We start from the raw sequence: 16,796 nt of genomic DNA, 5'->3' as shown, positions 1-16,796 counted from the left end.
AAACAGGTCGACGAGTTCTAAACCGTACAAATAGCACGATTTAGAACATCGCATTTCAAGGTGACCTATTCAGAAACGGAAGTTTCCGAACAGGTTTAATAGCTACTTGGTAAGGAAAATAATAAAAATGAAAATAACAAAAATAACTAATGAAAAGTATGATGAGAAAATGTTTTTAGTTATTATACTGGGAGTACTTGAAGCTGTCATTAACAAAAAGATAACCATAAATGAAATTAATTCTATCCTTCCAGTTGGTATGCATAAAAAATATAAATTCAATAAGAAAATAAATGATTTGTTAATAGAGTGTCATTACATAGAAGATTTTGAATCGCTACTTTCTAATGAATTGGAATCTCAATTACATAAATTAAAAGAACAAACCTTATTGCTGTTATCCGAATATAATGAGTGTTCTAATGTGCGTTGGCTAACTATAGGTATTCAAGATGGATTTTAATGATAAGAAAAGGGTGATAAAAAATGATCCTGTAAAATAATTGGAGGTAAATTTAAAAACTACTTGATAAAACTCTTGAGATAAGAAAATATTAAGAAAATAAAACTTTTATCTAAGGATTTTAAACTAGCTAAGGAAATCAACAAAATAAAAGTCCTTCGGACGGTCATGGTGATTATAATAATTAACTTGTTAAATAAAAATAAAGTTTTAGTTTAGATTTTAATGATTTAGTAATTAAAAAGCTGTATAGTTAAAAAATAAAGTTTATTGTTAAGAATAAGCTTATAATTTAAGAGAATATTATTTATAAAAGATTTGTTTTATAAATAATATAGAATTATAGTTAAATTAATAGTTTTAATATATGTGTTAAGTAATATGAAAGTTGGATATGCAAATAATAAAGCTTTATATTAAAATTTTAAGTTTTTTATTTATTAAATATTGTAATAAAAAGCAAAATAGTGTAAAATTAAAAGCGTAATTGTTAATATTAAGTTATATAAATAAAATAAAAGTGTCTAACACGCAGTTCAAGACTGACAAAATCCGCTCTGAAGAGCGGCCGGCTAGACGCCGGTACGTTTTGCAGCTTAACTGCACGTTAGACGCGCGGGGCAAGCAGGAAAAATGAAGAAATTACTATTTTTTATAGCATTAATTATTATTGCGGTAATAGTAAGTATTATGATAACTTATCTATTTAAAATAACTGCAAATAAAAAAAAACGTCCATTAATTTATTATTGGTTGAAAAAAATTGTTTTTTTACTTTTAATTATTGATTCTAGCATAGTATTTATTTTAATCCACTTAAAAACAAATGGACTTTGGAAAAATTATAAAGAGTTCATAAATCCGATAGCTGATAGTATTTTACTAGGATTGATTTTGAATTTTATCAATATTATTTTTAAAAATATATCTTCATTAAATCAATTTAGAATTGCAAAAGAAAATATTGAAAATGTATTAAAACCTAGTATATTGCGACTAATATTTGGGAAGGAAGAAATTCCTGATATTGCATTTGTGAAATTAGAGGAAATTTGTGATAAAGCAATAAAAAATATTGAAAAACTTCCAGATGAGAATTTTGAAGGATTTTATCATACAATAAGGATGGAGCGTAATTCAATTCTATTCAATCAATCAGAGGCTGCAAAAATAGATAGAACACATGTCTTTATTTATAATGGAATCACATCAAATCTTTCAGAATTTTTATTAAGAATAGAGGATGCAGAAAATATATGTCAAAAACGCAATATAACTTCACCTTCTAAAGCTACACAAGTAAAAAGAATAAATTCAAAAGTAGCTTTAATTTGTTACTTAAATGCATGTAAAGAATTTTCAAGATGTTATTTTGATGAGTTTTCAAATAATATTGAACTTAATGATAAAGAAATAAGAAAAGCGAAGAAGAATAAAGTGTAAATACAGAAAGCAAAAAAAAGATACCAAGAAGAAATATCGTCTAACACCCGCTTCAACCTGACATTTGTTTTGTCATAAAACTTGCTTAATGTGCCTTTTCGGCACCGCAAGTTTTACGCCAACTTTGCCTTACGCTTCGCTTCGGCAAAGCCGCAAATGCAGGTTAAGCAGATGTTATGTGGACTGCCCTTCAGGCAGCTTGGAGGTAGAAATGAAAAGGTTTGTATTAATATATGTTTTTGTATTTTTATCTATTGCAATATTTGCATCTCCGTTTGGTTTAAAAATGGGAATGACAATAGATGAAATTGCTGAACAGAGTGAAGAATATCCATCTTTTGTAAAAGATGAAATTTATTTAGTAAAACCTATAAAAAAGCATCCTCTTTTTTCATATTATGTGGTTTATGTAAATGAGAAAACAGGTTTGTACCAGATTAGGGCAATTTCGGATTCTATTAGCTGCAATAAATATGGTACAGAAATTCAAAATGCTTTTACTTCTGTTAAAGATAGAATTGCTAAAACTTATGGGAAACCAAAAGTGAATGATAGATATAAAAATACGGCTAATTCTTATTATCAAAAAGATGAATATTGGTTTTATTCGTTAAGAGAAGGTTCTCGTGAACTATCCGCAATATGGGATGAGAAAACTACACTTATGGATGACTTGGAAGGTATTGTATTAGATTGTATTGTAGCGGATGGCTGTTTTGATGGGACAGCACATCTTGTATTATACTACTATTTTAATAATGCAAACGGTGTTGAAGATGACCACGATTCCGTATTCTAAATTTTAAAATAGTATGATGTTATTGATTATATTTGGTTTTATTGCTTTTATCCTCGTCATTTTTTTTCTTGGAAAATGGGTTTGGGTAAGCAGAGGAGAAATGGGGGAACATTATGTATCGAAAATTTTATCATCATTGGATGAAAATGAGTATAAAGTTTTTAATGATGTAATGTTACGGACAAAAAATGGTAAAACAACACAGATAGACCATATAGTAATCTCTGCTTATGGAATTTTTGTAATAGAAACAAAAAATTACAGCGGTTGGATTTTTGGAAATGAAAAAGCTGAATATTGGATGCAAGTAATTTATAATGAAAAGAATAAATTTAGAAATCCTGTAAAACAAAATCAGGCTCATGTTTTTGCAATAAAAGAACTATTTGCAGAATATAGCGATATAAAATATTTTCCTATTGTCGTTTTTGTTGGTAATGCGGAATTAAAAAACATAGAATCTAATATGCCTGTAATTTATGATGATGATCTTTTAGACTTGATTTACTCGGATACTACAAATAAGTGTCTTACAGAAATAGAAATTCAGAAAATTGTAAACTTACTTTCAAGTAAAAATATTGTTGACGAGGAAATAAAAGTTGAACATATTAACAATATAAGACAAACTGTAGTTGAAAGAAAATTAAAAATGGAGAATTTAATTTGTCCTCGATGTAATAGTGAGTTAAAATTAAGAGAAGGTAAATCTGGTAAATTTTATGGATGTTCGAATTATCCAAGATGTAGATTTACTATGCCTTTTTTTAAAATAAACACATAACACCCGCTTCAACCTGACATTGCGGACAAGCCGCAAATGCAGGTTAAGCGGTAGTTAGACAGATGATGCCTTACGGCACGATAAACTGTAACTTTGAAAAATAGGGTGTATTTTTTATAAATTAAAGCATAAAACCAAAATTAAAAGCTTATGTTCTTTGGATAAAGTTATGTTATAATATCTACACTTGGATAAGTAAAAATAAACTTTTATCTAAGGATTTTAAACTAGCTAAGGAAATCAACGAAATAAAAGTCCTTCGGACGGTCGTGGTAATTATAATAAATATTTGTAGTATTAAGATTTATTGTTAAAAGATTGAAAAAGTGATATATTATTTATAGTATGATATTCGATTGGAATAATGAAAAAAATATGATGCTTAAAAGAGATAGAAATATATCGTTTGAGCGGATTATTGTGGCAATTGAGCAAGATGGTTTATTGGATATTTTAGAGCATCCAAACAAAGAAAAATATCCAAATCAACTTTTGCTTCTTGTAGAAATTGATAGATATGTATATGTAGTTCCTTGTGTACTTGAAAATGATGTTTGTTTTTTGAAAACTATTTTTCCAAGTAGAAAATATACGTCGAAATATCTTGACTGGAAAGGAGAAGAAAATGAATAGAGAAAAAGAGTTGTATGAATCTATAGAAAATGATGAATGGAAATCGGTAAAAAATTTTTATGATCTTAGTAATGATTTAAAAAAGGCTGCTGAAAGTATGCTTATGAAAAGAGAGAAGATAGATATAATGCTTGTCAAGCAAGATATGAATAATCTAAAGGCCAAAGCTTTTGAAGAAGGTATGGAATATGAAGTTTTTGCAGGAAGTATTTTACATAAATATTTAACCGGAAAGCTGATAGAAAGATAAATAATTCAATGCGTCTAACACGCAGTTCAAGACTGACAAAACCCGCTCTTACATAGCGGGCCGGCTAAACGCCGGTACGTTTTGCAGCTTAACTGCATGTTAGACGGATGCCTTACGGCACGATAAACTGTAACTTTGAAAAATAAGGTGTATTTTTTGTAAATTAAAGCTTAAAACCTGAATTAATAGCTTAGTTTTTTGAATAAAGTTATGTTTTATTATAATGACTAATTGAGTAAGAAAAAGTAAACTTTTATCCAAGTGTTTTTTAACTTATTAAGGAAATCAACGAACTAAAAGTCCTTCGGATGGTCATAGAGAGCTCTTTATTCACAATTAGTAAAAAATATGAGAGTTTAATCCACTTGACATTTTATAAGTATTTTAAGATAATTATTTAGTAAAATATTACGAATATTAGAGGTGTATATGATTGCTATAAAACCTGTTTCGGATTTGCGTAATTATAATGAAGTTTTGCAGGATGTTGCTGATGAATCGCCGGTTTTTCTTACTAAAAATGGCAGGGGGTGTTATGCTGTGATTTCCATAAGAGATTACGAAAAATTGACGGCTACGCAAACTCTTTTTTCTGAATTGAAGAAAGGCGAAGAATCTGCTTTGCAAAATGGATGGCTGGACACAGCTCAAGTCAGAAAAATGGTGAGACTTTGATGTTTGAGATAAAGATTGCTCCGCAAGCGGCAGCAGATTTACTTGAAATCAAAGATTATATAGAGAATGAACTTCAAAATCCCATAGCAGCACATAATACCATTTCAAAAATTATAGAAACATATGAAAATTTGACAGTTTTTCCAAATATAGGGATTCCTGTGGAAAAATATGTTTCATTTCCTACAGATTATAGGTTTGTGCTTGCAAATAATTATTCAATATTTTATAGAATTGAAGACGAAGTTATAAGAATTGTAAGGATTTTGTATTCAAGAAGAGATTTTGTTCGTATTTTGTTTGGAGCGAATAGCAAATAGCGTCTAACTACCGCTTCAACCTGACATTGCGGACAAGCCGCAAATGCAGGTTAAGCGAATGTTAGTTGGACGCCTTCGGCGCGAAAAAAGGAGAAAATATGTCAAATCAATTGGCACCGATTGGTGGTAGTAAGGAATTAGCCGTAGAAACCAATATTTTCGTGGAATATTTAGCACAGTATGGTTTACCGGCAGATAATATCATTGCAAATGACACGGAAAGAGCCGTCATTAGTGCTAATTTGCCTAAATTTATAGCGGCATTACCCAATGAAGAAAAACGTGATGCTAGATACTTGTCAAAATTTGTTGGAGCTAGTGCTATAGGTTTATTTGATGCAGCACTAAATTACATCTGGAATGAAGTAGTATTAAATCTAAGAAAAAAAGCAAGTATTTATGGTATTGATTTGTTTTTTGATGCCGCTGTTGGAGGAAAAAATCGTGAATTATACAAAGATGAAAAAGATCTTGCAGGATTAAAAGATGTTGTACTTCTAGACACATGTAAAAAACTAGAACTAATTTCAGAAGTTGTTTATAAGAAACTATTGCACATACTTAATATGCGCAACGATGTAGCTGCTTCACATCCCAATGTTGAAAGTATTGGTGGATATGAGTTACTTGGATGGTTGCAGACATGTGTGAAAGATGTTCTGCAAGACCGTCCCTCTGAATCAGCAATAAAAATCAAAGCGTTCATTGATAATATAAAAACAGCTGATAAACCAATTGATCAGGCAACCGTACAACGCCTAATTCAAGAAATAAGACAGTTGTCATTACCACATGTTAATAATATGGTTATTACCATTTTCGGTATATTTATTGATCCAAATACAACGCAAGTTTTGAAAGCAAATATAGCTAGAATAGCTCCTGTAATTTGGGATTGTTGTCAAGAATCTTTGAAATTTAAAATAGGAGTCATTATTGATGGTTTTAGAACAAACCTTCATCAAGAAAAACTGAAAAATGGAATAGAATTTCTAACAATAGTTGATGGACGTAGATATGAATCCTTACCAGCAAGAGTATCAACCTTAAATGACTTAGTTGATCGATTAGAAGATGCTCGTACTGGGCGAGATAATTACTATAACGAACCACCAATAATGTCTGAAATATTACTATTTTGCAAAACTACATCAGATATTCCCTCTGAAGTTTCAGAAAAAATAATTCGAACCGTTTTGCTTTGTAGAATTGGAAGAGGATATTCATACTGTGATGGCGTAAGTCCAGGTGGTTTACCTCTTTATGACAAATTCCTCTCCTTACTTGATGATGATATGATCGCAAAACTGGTTTTAATGACTTTTGATCCAGTTGTCGGTGCTAGAATATATAATGCAATTTGTTTCAAACATTATGAATCAATACTTACTTTACTTAGGACAATCGCTATTGCCCCAAGAGTTCAGCAAATTCTTGACTATCTACTAAAGGATATTAAGAATGCTCCTACTGCATATAAAGATAAGGTATTTGTAGAGTTGATAAGACCATACAACTAACACCCGCTTCAACCTGACATTGCGGACAAGCCGCAAATGCAGGTTAAGCGAATGTTAGGTTGACGCCTAATGGCGCAGGAAAATAATATATGGAAAAGACAGATAAATTAATTTATTTAGACTGGAATATATTTCAAGATATAAAACAGAATAGAAATGCAGAGGATTTAAAAAATATTTTAAGCAAAGCAAAGCAGAGAAATTATATTTTCCCGTATTCATATTCTCATATAAGAGATTTATCTCGTTCTACAAATAAGGAATACATAGACGAAGATTTAAAATTTATTAGTATGTTTTGCGATAATTATTGCTTACATTATAATGCGGATAATGAAAATGATTTTTATATTGAAAAGAAAAACTCCCAAGAAGTTATGGAGTATTTGAAACAGCAAAATGCTATGATAAAAAAAGTAAATTGTACTTTTCTATTTCCAAGGTATAGAGTTGATATGAATAAAATATCACAAGATAATATTTTATTTCCCTATTTGGAAAAGAATAATTTTATCATGTCCCCTGAACTGATTAACACATTTGCTAAGAGTCTTTACCCAGTAATATTTGAAAATTATCAAATGCAAAAAAAATTTAAAAATTCATTGGAAGAATTAATAAAAATTAATTGTCCTGCTTTTCAAGAAGTGTTAAATTTACCGATATATAAACACTTTTTATCAGATAGATGCACAATAATGAATAATTTTTCTGAAATATTTAATAGTTTTTTATCATTATCGAATAAGTCACAAGACAAAATTAAGTTCGGAGAACAGATAACAACAGCTTCGAATATGTTAGAATTTTTACCAGCATTTTCAGAGAAAATAAATAAAAAAAATAATATAAATAATATAACAACTGATTCCGAACATTTTTTTTGGGGAGCTAGTTCTAAATATTATATAACAAATGATGAAAAACATAGTGAAAAAATTGGATTTTTATATGCCTATTTCCATATAAAAACTAAAGTTTATACAAAAAAAGAATTTGTAAGAAATATAACCTTTATGTAAGACACCTAACACCCGCTTCAACGCTGACATTGCCTTTGCGGCAATGCAGGTTAAGCGGTAGTTAGGACGACACGCCGCTGGCGTGCGATGTTTTGGAGGAAATCTATGAAATTAGATGGATTTGGTGTTTTTGTAAAAGATATGCCGACAATGGTGCGTTTTTACAGGGATATATTGGGATTTGAAATCAAAGAGGCAGAAGATGCATCGAATGTATTTCTTGAAAAGGACGGCACTCTGTTTTTATTTTACAGACGCTCAGATTTTGAAAAGATGACTTCTACAAAATTCAATTATGCAGAAAAGATAAATGGGCATTTTGAAATTGCCTTAGGTGTAGAAAATTTTGCGGCAGTGGATAAAGCATATAATGAAATAGTCGCAAAGGGTGGAGAATCTGTAATGCCGCCTACAACAGAGCCTTGGGGACAGCGAACTTGCTACATTGCCGACCCCGAAGGAAATCTTGTAGAAATCGGTTCTTTCGTGAAAGAATAAAGTATATTTTTATCAAGATCATATTACTAAAAAAGTAAATTGAACTTTTAGGCGAAGTTAAGGCTGCTGTATTTTAACTTTTTAGGAAATTAAAAAGTATTTTCTTACAGAAATGAAAAATATATAAATAGCAAGTTGCTTTATACCTCAAAAAGGAGAATAATAAGTAATGGCGTCTACTAAAGATTACTTAGATTTTGTACTTGACCAGCTTTCTGATTTGGAAGATATAAGGTTTCGACAGATGATGGGAGAGTATATAATTTATTATAAAGATAAAATCATCGGCGGGATATATGATGATCGTTTTCTCGTAAAGCCTACAAAATCAGTAATGGAAAAAATACCTGATGCATCATATGAAGTGCCGTATGCCGGTACAAAAGAAATGATTTTAGTTGATGCGATAGATAACCGTGAATTTCTTCGGGATTTGATTTTGGGTATGTATGAGGAACTGCCGGAACAAAAGAGAAAAAAGTCCTAACACCCGCTTCAACGCTGACATTGCCTTTGTCATGGAAATTGCTTATGACGCTGCGCCGCTAAAGCGACTCCGCTTCTTTTATGCAATTTCCACGCCAAGCCCTATACGGGCACGGCAATGCAGGTTAAGCGGCAGTTATGTGGACAAGCTAACCGCTTGCGGAAAGACTTGTGCGGAACCGACCTATAACATTTATTTCGATCTAAAAATAAATTTATAGGAAAAAAGAGGGAGAAAATTGAAAACTATACTTAATATTTTTTCTAGAGGATTTATCGGATTGTATGCAATTCTGACTCTTATTGCAGTGATTGCAGAAATTAAGGGGATAGGTTTTAAAACTGTTCACTTGCTGTATTTTGTCGGATCTATTTTGTTGATTTCGGCTGCGGTTACGAATCTACCATGGCTTGTATATCTTTCTTTAGTGTTAATGATTCCATTAGTAATTTTTACCGGTTATGTGGCTGGGAATTTAGAATGGTCTCATATTATAGTTCGCATATTGATTACATTACTATTGTCTTTACTATACAGATACTCAATTTGCTGAGTAAGTAGAAAAAAATGTAAAATAATTTTTTTTAATATGTATGATGATAATCAAGTTTTGGATATTTAGCTAAAAGAGTGGGGGCGAGAATTTAATCGAACTATTAAGATATAAAAGTTTTGCTTATAATTTTATTTAAAAGGGAAATTGAAAATTAACACATAACGCCCGCTTCAACCTGACATTGCGGACGAGCCGCAAATGCAGGTTAAGCGAATGTTATGTGGACTGCCGTCAATAACGGCAGCAAGGAGAATATTAATGAAAGTAAAAGTATTGCTATTCTTTTTTATATCTTCCATTAGTCTTGTTTCTTGTAAAGAAAAATCTGCAAATGATTTATTTGAAAGTTTTGTGCATAAAAAACTTAATGAAAAATATATTGTATTAAAAACAGCCAATGTAAATTCTATCGAAGCCTTGGATAAGAGTTATCGAAAGATAATAGAAAATCATAGTAACACAACTTTGCTACTTGAAAAAGCAAAATCTATAAAAGAAACGAAATATTGCATTCCCAATTTGGTTTGTCCTATGACGGAGGGTGATGTTGCTATTTGTATGCTTCTCGATATGTATAAAATGTCTGATGATTATTTTGAAAATGTAATGTATAAAAATATAAAAAGAGAAGTACATAGTGCAGCTGATTTCTGGCATTATATTCATGTATCCGAAGACAACAGAAATGAAATTATAAAGAAAATTACCAATTGGATTGAAATTTATACAAACAGCGATTTATTATTCCATTGGAGTGAAGAAGAAATTATCAATCATCGTTTTGAACTTATATCCGATACGAAAATAGAAACTTTTGTATTTCATAAAGCAGATGATGGAATGCAAACAGTAACTTGTACTTATGGGAAAAAAGATTCTTTTGTTACCGGTCCAATTGAATATTGGGGTATAAAAAACGGTTTACTTTGCATTTATCAGTATGAAAATATGCCTTCAAAAAAACAAATCAAAATCGGTAAAATTCGAATTGATGAAGAAAAGAAAATTCTGTATGCTTATAGAAATAATAAAAAAGTTGAATATCAATATATAAAAAAATAAACTCACATAACACCCGCTTCAACCTGACATTGCGGACGAGCCGCAAATGCAGGTTAAGCGAATGTTAGGTTGACGCTGCACGCTTGTTTTATCTTTAAATTAAAGGAATCAAGTTTTCCCTAGCATTGATTGTGCTTTTCAGCATAACATCAACTTGATGAATTGATTCGGATATAAAGTGTGAATTAGATTGTATAAAAATATGTTATCGAAAAATAAATATTATTAAAAAAGAGGTAGGTAATGCTTAGTTTTGTGTATGGAATATTATTATTACTTGCTTCAGGAATATCATTTTTAGGAGGGCTAATACTACCTCTTGGAATTATTTTCGTTGCAGTGGGATGCCTTATAGGTCTCATTATTTCCATATTATTTATAAAGAAATCAATGGAAAATAAAAAAGTTAATCTATTATCATTCGGAGTTATTGTAACTTTAATGTTTACATTACTTGGATTTTATTTTGACATACATAGAACAAATAAAATAAAAGAAGAACTTTATAAATTAAAAGCATATGTAATTAAATATGTAGAAGAGAATGGAGAATTACCTAATTTTGAAAATGACGAGTATATAAGCAAGTATAAAAATAAGCCAAGTCTAAGTGATTATGGAGACGGTAAATTTGATATTAGATATATGGATGGAATAATATCAAGTGAAAGTAATGATATTGGATTTAGACCGAGCCCATAAACCTAACACCCGCTTCAACCTGACATTGCGGACAAGCCGCAAATGCAGGTCAAGCGGCAGTTAGGCGGATGCCTAGCGGCACGATTAACTGTAACTTATTTTTTTATAGTAATTTTTTTTGTTTTTTAAAAAGCTACATGAAAAATAAAACCTTATTGTTAATCTAATTTTAGAATTAATATTCTATAATATAAAGTTTAGATTTATATATATTATAAAATTATAATTAAATTTATATTGTTTAATTTATGATTGAAGTAATATAAAAAGTTAAAAATATAAAATTTAAATTATCAATTAATTATTTGTAGCTAAAATATAAGATTTGGTTAAAAGTTGTTTGCGATATAAATTATTAATAAAAGTACTATAAATAAAATAAACGATTATAAAACGCGGTTATATGGAGATACTTGGGATATCTAAATTGAATAAAACAAATTGGAGGATAAGAAATGCAGAAATATGTTTTAGAATATACTAATAATATTAAAGACTATTTACATGCTTTTAATGAAATTGAGAAAAGAAAAGTATGGAATATATTTGATAAAATATTTGGAATTATTATTATATTGATATCAATTTATTGTATTGTTAATTTTTCTAATTATTTTAGGTGGATAGCAATAATATTTCTATTATTTGGAATTAATGATTTATTCAATATATATAGAATTGCATATGTAATTATTAGAATTCATTTTTATATAAATCCTAAAAATAAACATAAGCAAAAACTAATATTTTCTGAAGAAAATATATTATATGCTACAAATGGGGTTGAAAGTAAAATTGAGTGGAATTTCTACAATCGTGGAATTGAAACGAATGAGACTTTTTTATTATTTTATGGCAAAAATATGTATTCTGTAATCCCTAAACGAGCAATAAAAAAGGAAGAAATAGAAGGTTTAAAAATGTTATTTACTGATAAAATAAAAGATTTTCGCCTAACACTCGCTTCAACCTGACATTGCGGACAAGCCGCAAGTGCAGGTTAAGCGAATGTTAGATGGACTCGTGCTACTGCACGAGCTGAATTTTTCAGGTATAAATCTAGATTTAATATTAAAAAAAGGTATAATAGAAGTATGAAACCTAAAGAAATAATAACAAAAATCAATAAAATAGAAATAGATATTGCTGATTTTATAAGTAGTTACAAAAGTGAACAACTTGTCAGTAATTATGATGATTGGAATTATAAAGATGTCATTGCGCATCTTTTGGAATGGATTATGTTTTCAAAAAATAAACTAAACGCTATTGTACATAACCAAGATTTTCAAGAAATAAGTAATATCGATATATTCAATAAACAAAATTATATAAAAAATAAGAATAAGCATATTACAGAATTACAGAAGAAACTAATCTTTAAACTGAATGAATATAAAAATATTGTGCTATTGTATACAGAAGCGGATTTACAGAGAAAAGATTTGCCAACAGGTTTTTCATTTGAATTATGGCGGTATATGATAATGGATACTATTATACACCCTGTAATGCATTTATTATATTATTTAATTAAAACAAAAAACTATAAGTTATTTTTCAAATTGTGTAAAAAATATAATGACATATTTTATTGTTATGCAAAAGGAAATCTTGAGGTGTATTCTTTTTATGAATATATTGAAGATAGTAAGAAATTTATTGAGAATATAAAAGAATTAGGCGAGCAGTATAAAAATGATGATATGATACATGCAGTTTTAAAAGCCAATAAAATAGATGGAAACATCTAACACCCGCTTCAACCTGACATTGCCTTTACGGCAATGCAGGTTAAGCGAGAAGTTAGAACGACGCCTATCGGCGCGAAAGGAGAAAGAATGAAGAAATATATTTTAACAATGATACTAATCACATTCTTTTCAGTTACTTTATTTGGACAAAAAATTGAAGATTTTGAAAAAGATTTTATCAACACAACCAAAATGGAGTTTACTGAAGCTGACTTAAATAAAATGTTTCAGACATATTCAAATTTCCTAACACCACACAGTGATATGAAGCAACTCATGGCAAATCTAAAAAATGAGCAAATAGTTGAATATCCGCTGTCGAAATTTAAAGAAACTGCTAGTTACAAAAATAATATTAAAATTTTATTTAATTCAAAAAATGAAAATCAACGATTATTGTCTTATTTGGTAATTGCAGGCGCTGGCGACATAAAATTTGAAAAAAAGCTCTTAAAGAGAATTAAAACCGAAAAATCTATGGGCAATATTATTTGGGCTGGTATGGCTTTGATGCATTTAAAAACCAATCACACAACAGCTCTATTTGATTTTTTGGTAGAATACGAAAATTTTGGAGATAGTCATATGATTCCTTTATATTTTCAACTAAATAAGAATTCTCTACAAAAAACTGCTTATGATAGAATTAATAGTGAAAATGTAAAAGCAAAAGTCCTAGCTGCTCAAATATTTTCGGTTACAGGTAAAAATAAAAAAACTGAAAAAATACTACTAGATGCTGTTAAAAACTGGGATTATAGTATAAAGGGTTACGCTATTTATTCAGTAAAAGAACTTAGAATTGGCAACCTCAAAAACACTTTTATTCCATTATTAAATAATACACAAACTCGAAGAATTGCAATTCAAGCTTTAGCTAATAGTCCGACAAAAGAAGATGTTGATTATCTAAAAGAGTTAAGTAAAAATGAAAATCCTATTTCCAAGGATTTATTAGACGGATTTTATGAATCAAAAAATACAGAAAATATAAAATTTTGGTTGTATTTAGTTTCTACAAAAGAGATTCCTAAAAATTATTTTTTTAGTGTATCGGAACAGCCTCTATTATTTTCAGATGAAGTTTTAAAAGATGTTCAAGACGCATTAAGAACTACAAAACACATCGAAATTCAAAAATATCTAATTAGTGTGTTGGGTGGTAGAAATGACAAAGAGTCAAAGGATATAATTTTTACCTATTTAGATAATAAAGATTCTTCAGTTAGGTATTGGACTGTAGATGTTTTGAAAGGAAGTCAATCTAGTGAAGTTTTAAATAAACTAATAGAAATGTTGGAAAAACCAGAAAAAAGAGTTGTTTCAATTACCAACATATTGATAGAAAATAAACTAGACACGCTTCAAACTCTTTATGAAAAAATATATCAAACTGAAAAGAGTTTAGATTGGCAAAGAAGCTCGATTGAATATCTATCGAATTTTCCAAAACAAAATCATAAAAAGATATTTCTGAAAATTTTAGAAAATACTAATTCTGACTTTTCGTTAAAGAGAAATGCTGCTATCGGACTAGCAAATTTAAAAGATGAAACATCAGTCGACACAATAGTTAAAGTTTGCGAAACCGAACGATTAAGTAGTGATTATAACGCTCGAATTTATTTAGTTGCTCTATCAAAAATAAAAGGCGAAAAAGCAAAAGAATATATTGAAACATATAAAAATAGTAAGGAGAATATGATTCGAGAATTAGCGAATGAATTACTTGCAAATTGGAACAACTAACACGTCCTAGCAGTGTAAATAATCAATAGTGGGTTAAGTAATAAAACTAAGAATCTTCTAACACCCGCTTCAACCTGATATTGCGGACAAGCCGCAAATGCAGGTTAAGCGGCAGTTAGTTTGACAAGATTTAATACAATAAGGAATACGCAATTGAGCAAAATTATCATAGCTTTACTACAATTAACGCCGGGGAACTTTCTTGTTGAAAATATGTATATCGGTATAGCTGCTTGTCGCAAGGCAAAAAATATGGGGGCAGATATAGCATTATTTCCTGAAATGTGGAGTATTGGTTACGAAATCCCTAAATCTGTCAATGAATTAAAGAGTAAAGCAATTAGTAAAAATGATGCATTTATACATTCATTCTCGGATTTAGCAAAAGAATTGCAAATGGCTATCGGTATAACATTTCTTGAAAAGTATGAGCCATTACCAAGAAACAGTATATGTCTGTTTGATAGATTTGGAAAAGAACTATATACCTATGCAAAAGTACATACATGTATTTTTGAAGATGAAAAAAATTTAATGCCCGGTAATGATTTTTATGTATCTGAATTAGACACAGAGCGCGGTTGTGTAAAAATAGGTTCAATGATTTGTTATGATAGAGAATTTCCTGAGAGTGCACGAATACTCATGCTCAAAGGTGCAGAAATACTACTTGTACCGAATGCATGTCCAATGGAAATTAATAGGATTTCACAATTAAGAGCAAGAGCATTTGAAAATATGGTTGGCATTGCAACTGTTAATTATCCAAAAGGAAAACCCGATTGTAATGGTCATTCTACAGCATTTGACGGTATTGCCTATAAAATTGATGAACCATATTCACGAGATACATTAATAATAGAAGCCGGAGAGGAAGAAGGAATATATATCGCAACTTTTAATATAGAGGAATTAAGAAAGTATAGAAGTAGAGAAGTTCATGGTAACGCATACCGGCAGCCGACAAAATATGAGATTTTATTATCGGAAGAGAAACAAGAGCCGTTTATCCGTAAAGATTATAGAAAATCAGCAAACTAACACCCGCTTCAACCTGACATTGCCTTTGCGGCAATGCAGGTTAAGCGAATGTTAGATTGACGCTTCGCGCAAAGGAAATGTCTTTTGTTTATGTATTAAAGATTTCTTAATCATATGGAGATATTAATGTGGCTTTTAATAATGATTGGAATTTTTGGATTGGAGTATGCTTTTCTATTATCAGCATAGTTATTTCAGTTATTGGTATGTATCAAGCAATTGGAGCGAAAAAAGCTGCATTAGCAGCTAAAAAATTGTTATCAAATAGAAATGCTGAAGTAGAGTTCTCGAAGATGATTACAAAATTACAAACTATAAATTATAAAATTACCTATGAAGAAGCAGATGCGATAATTAGTGAACTATCTGCTGTAAGTATTGATCAATATAATTCCAATGTAGCTGGTTCAGTTGATTATGACGGATTAAAAGCAGAATTAGAAAAAAATTTACTTAATTTACGCATAAATCTACAAAAAGTTATACCATTAACTGAAACTCAGGAGCCAGGAATTGTCTACAATGCTATTAATGAACATAGGTACAATTTGATCAATACGTTTGCAAAAATAAAATCTGATCTAAGAAATAATAATACATCGGAGGAAAATAAATGAATAACAATTTTGCTTTCTCAACTTATATAAAGAAATTTACTGAGTTGACAAAAAATAATAAAATAATATGGACTCGTGTGAATAGTACAACATTTAAATCAGAGTTAATCAGTAAAACAGGACGTTATAATACACATCTAAAAGAAGAAAATACATTTATAATTACAATACAGAAAATTGAATCTACTGAAAGAGTCAATAGATTGGATTTCTCTTATGTTTTATCTATAATCAATAAAAAGTCACAAGATGTTGTTTTTGATATGGAGTCAAGATTAAATAATTCTGATGCATATCTTCTAGATGAGTTATATTCACTAATAGAGTATTTATATGAGCAGAAAGCTATTGAAATATTAGAACAGTTAATCTAACACCCGCTTCAACGCTGACATTGCCTTTGCAGCAATGCAGGTTAAGC

At 29.7% G+C, this 16,796-nt stretch carries 20 protein-coding genes; all 20 read left to right on the top strand.

Annotation, left to right across the window (positions count from 1 at the left end; genetic code table 11):
- The first annotated feature begins 127 nt into the window (after positions 1 to 127).
- The 20 genes from HGJ18_RS06005 to HGJ18_RS05910 all read left to right on the top strand — a co-directional run bounded on the left by HGJ18_RS06005 (position 128) and on the right by HGJ18_RS05910 (position 16,749).
- The gene (locus HGJ18_RS06005; protein ID WP_253698171.1) at positions 128 to 463 is read left to right on the top strand and encodes a DUF3969 family protein; all 336 of its coding nucleotides are present in this window, start codon (positions 128 to 130) and stop codon (positions 461 to 463) included.
- Positions 464 to 1,096: 633 nt separating this feature from the next.
- Positions 1,097 to 1,906: a hypothetical protein gene (locus HGJ18_RS06000; protein ID WP_253698170.1), complete on the top strand. Its 810-nt coding sequence runs from the start codon at positions 1,097 to 1,099 to the stop codon at positions 1,904 to 1,906.
- Between the two features lie 211 nt (positions 1,907 to 2,117).
- Positions 2,118 to 2,705 carry a hypothetical protein gene (locus HGJ18_RS05995; RefSeq protein ID WP_253698169.1) on the top strand — a complete coding sequence of 196 codons (588 nt, stop codon included), beginning with the start codon at positions 2,118 to 2,120 and terminating at the stop codon, positions 2,703 to 2,705.
- 13 nt (positions 2,706 to 2,718) lie between these two features.
- The gene (locus tag HGJ18_RS05990; RefSeq protein WP_253698168.1) at positions 2,719 to 3,489 is read left to right on the top strand and encodes an NERD domain-containing protein; all 771 of its coding nucleotides are present in this window, start codon (positions 2,719 to 2,721) and stop codon (positions 3,487 to 3,489) included.
- A 345-nt stretch (positions 3,490 to 3,834) separates the two neighbouring features.
- Complete coding sequence (locus tag HGJ18_RS05985) at positions 3,835 to 4,122, top strand: toxin (RefSeq protein WP_253698167.1); 288 nt, start codon at positions 3,835 to 3,837, stop codon at positions 4,120 to 4,122.
- Positions 4,115 to 4,372: a hypothetical protein gene (locus HGJ18_RS05980; RefSeq protein WP_253698166.1), complete on the top strand. Its 258-nt coding sequence runs from the start codon at positions 4,115 to 4,117 to the stop codon at positions 4,370 to 4,372. Before HGJ18_RS05985 ends, HGJ18_RS05980 begins: the two co-directional genes overlap by 8 nt.
- Before the next feature lie 429 nt (positions 4,373 to 4,801).
- Positions 4,802 to 5,047, top strand: coding sequence for a type II toxin-antitoxin system prevent-host-death family antitoxin (locus tag HGJ18_RS05975; protein ID WP_253698165.1), 246 nt, complete (start codon positions 4,802 to 4,804; stop codon positions 5,045 to 5,047).
- Entirely contained in the window at positions 5,047 to 5,367 is a 321-nt protein-coding gene (locus tag HGJ18_RS05970) for a type II toxin-antitoxin system RelE/ParE family toxin (RefSeq protein ID WP_253698164.1), read from the top strand. The genes HGJ18_RS05975 and HGJ18_RS05970 overlap by 1 nt, the downstream gene beginning before the upstream one ends.
- A gap of 98 nt (positions 5,368 to 5,465) precedes the next feature.
- Entirely contained in the window at positions 5,466 to 6,887 is a 1,422-nt protein-coding gene (locus HGJ18_RS05965) for a hypothetical protein (protein WP_253698163.1), read from the top strand.
- Between the two features lie 89 nt (positions 6,888 to 6,976).
- On the top strand, positions 6,977 to 7,909 hold the full coding sequence (locus tag HGJ18_RS05960) for a hypothetical protein (RefSeq protein ID WP_253698162.1): 933 nt from the start codon (positions 6,977 to 6,979) through the stop codon (positions 7,907 to 7,909).
- A 105-nt stretch (positions 7,910 to 8,014) separates the two neighbouring features.
- Positions 8,015 to 8,407, top strand: coding sequence for a VOC family protein (locus HGJ18_RS05955; protein WP_002683256.1), 393 nt, complete (start codon positions 8,015 to 8,017; stop codon positions 8,405 to 8,407).
- Between the two features lie 169 nt (positions 8,408 to 8,576).
- Positions 8,577 to 8,894 carry a TfoX/Sxy family protein gene (locus HGJ18_RS05950; protein WP_253673541.1) on the top strand — a complete coding sequence of 106 codons (318 nt, stop codon included), beginning with the start codon at positions 8,577 to 8,579 and terminating at the stop codon, positions 8,892 to 8,894.
- An 814-nt stretch (positions 8,895 to 9,708) separates the two neighbouring features.
- Positions 9,709 to 10,512, top strand: a complete 804-nt coding sequence (locus tag HGJ18_RS05945; RefSeq protein WP_253698161.1) for a hypothetical protein — start codon at positions 9,709 to 9,711, stop codon at positions 10,510 to 10,512.
- A 243-nt stretch (positions 10,513 to 10,755) separates the two neighbouring features.
- Complete coding sequence (locus HGJ18_RS05940; protein ID WP_253698160.1) at positions 10,756 to 11,214, top strand: hypothetical protein; 459 nt, start codon at positions 10,756 to 10,758, stop codon at positions 11,212 to 11,214.
- A gap of 455 nt (positions 11,215 to 11,669) precedes the next feature.
- Positions 11,670 to 12,188: a YcxB family protein gene (locus HGJ18_RS05935; protein ID WP_253698159.1), complete on the top strand. Its 519-nt coding sequence runs from the start codon at positions 11,670 to 11,672 to the stop codon at positions 12,186 to 12,188.
- Positions 12,189 to 12,308: 120 nt separating this feature from the next.
- Positions 12,309 to 12,968 carry a hypothetical protein gene (locus HGJ18_RS05930; RefSeq protein ID WP_253698158.1) on the top strand — a complete coding sequence of 220 codons (660 nt, stop codon included), beginning with the start codon at positions 12,309 to 12,311 and terminating at the stop codon, positions 12,966 to 12,968.
- A gap of 87 nt (positions 12,969 to 13,055) precedes the next feature.
- Positions 13,056 to 14,717, top strand: a complete 1,662-nt coding sequence (locus HGJ18_RS05925) for a HEAT repeat domain-containing protein (protein WP_253698157.1) — start codon at positions 13,056 to 13,058, stop codon at positions 14,715 to 14,717.
- 153 nt (positions 14,718 to 14,870) lie between these two features.
- Entirely contained in the window at positions 14,871 to 15,758 is an 888-nt protein-coding gene (locus HGJ18_RS05920; RefSeq protein WP_253698156.1) for a carbon-nitrogen hydrolase family protein, read from the top strand.
- A gap of 128 nt (positions 15,759 to 15,886) precedes the next feature.
- The gene (locus HGJ18_RS05915; RefSeq protein WP_253698155.1) at positions 15,887 to 16,375 is read left to right on the top strand and encodes a hypothetical protein; all 489 of its coding nucleotides are present in this window, start codon (positions 15,887 to 15,889) and stop codon (positions 16,373 to 16,375) included.
- A complete protein-coding gene (locus HGJ18_RS05910; RefSeq protein WP_253698154.1) occupies positions 16,372 to 16,749 on the top strand; it encodes a hypothetical protein in 378 nt (125 codons plus the stop codon). Before HGJ18_RS05915 ends, HGJ18_RS05910 begins: the two co-directional genes overlap by 4 nt.
- Positions 16,750 to 16,796: the final 47 nt, after the last annotated feature.

This window comes from Treponema denticola (assembly GCF_024181405.1).
Taxonomy (GTDB): domain Bacteria; phylum Spirochaetota; class Spirochaetia; order Treponematales; family Treponemataceae; genus Treponema_B; species Treponema_B denticola_D.
Note: the sequence above shows the minus strand (reverse complement) of the source record. Positions and strands in the feature narration are given on the sequence as shown.